Here is a 1,093-nt window from a genome sequence, read left to right on the forward strand (position 1 = left end):
TGGTCCATCTCGATCCGGCCGCAAGCCTGCAGATCGCCCGAAAGGCCTCACCGGGGACCCGCATATCCGGATCCGCGACACCCTGGACGAGGCCCTGCGCGAAGCCGAGGCCACCCTCCTGGCGGAGGCCGGGGGAGCCGGCCCGGGGGAGGTCGCCGTCTTCGCCCGGCACATGGCCGATCGGCTGGGCAGCACGTTCGGGCCGGACGACTTCGCACCGTATCTGACGGTCCGCGACCTGACGGCCGGGGCGACGCTGATGCGCCAGGGGGAGGCGGCCGACGCCCTCTACTTCCTGGAGCAGGGCGTCGTCTCCATCGAGATGGAGGTTCCCGGCCGCGGAAACCTGCGCCTGCGCACCACCACCGCGGGCACGGTGATCGGCGAGATCGCGCTGGTCCAGGGCGGCCGGCGCACCGCCACCGCCATCGCCGAGAGCCCCTGCCGGGTGGTCGGCATCGACCGCGCCGGACTCGCCCGCATGGAGCGGGAGCGCCCCGATCTGGCGCTCACCTTCCAGCGCTTCCTGATGCTGGAACTCGCCGGCAAGGTCTCCGACACGAACCGGCTGCTCGAGGCGGAGATGCTGTGACGCGCCCGGCGGCGCCCGCCCTCCGCACCGCGGATCAGGCCGCCGCCAGCATCACGGCGAACCCGAGATGGGTGACCTGATGCAGGAACTGGTCGATGCCGACCAGCCACCAGAACCGGGCATCCGTGGCGGGCAGGCGCGTCCGCTGGGCGACCAGCGCCTTGCCGCGGTCGATCGCCGTGTGGATCGCGAAGTCCGCCAGCGCCAGCCACCACAGGGCCGGCTTCACCGCGAGGGCGATCAGCAGCGTGCCGAGGCCGTGCAGGCCGGTATGGGCGCAGAGCGGGACGAGCCACGCGGACGGCCGTTGCTTGCCTTCAGCCATCCAGTTGGTCTGGAACAGGAAATCCGCCGCGAGGTGCTTCACGGCGAACGCGAGGACCAGCAGCGCGAAGGCACCCACCGGGACGAGCGTATCGACGGACGGCATCGCGGCCCCGGCTCTCCTGACGCGATCCTGCGGGGAAGGGTTCGGATGCGCATCCCGCGCTCCGAATCGAC

2 protein-coding genes are annotated in these 1,093 nt (G+C 71.9%); one reads left to right on the forward strand and one right to left on the reverse strand.

Annotation, left to right across the window (positions count from 1 at the left end):
* Positions 1–592 (forward strand): cyclic nucleotide-binding domain-containing protein (locus tag I53_RS28960; protein ID WP_043357579.1); only part of this gene is annotated, 592 nt, incomplete at its 5' end.
* Between the two features lie 34 nt (positions 593–626).
* On the opposite strand, the gene I53_RS28965 is transcribed toward I53_RS28960, so the two are convergent.
* On the reverse strand, positions 627–1,093 hold a 467-nt coding region (locus tag I53_RS28965), incomplete at its 5' end, for a DUF3307 domain-containing protein (protein WP_251982491.1).

The sequence above is a fragment of the Methylobacterium sp. B1 genome, assembly GCF_000333255.1.
GTDB lineage: Bacteria > Pseudomonadota > Alphaproteobacteria > Rhizobiales > Beijerinckiaceae > Methylobacterium > Methylobacterium fujisawaense.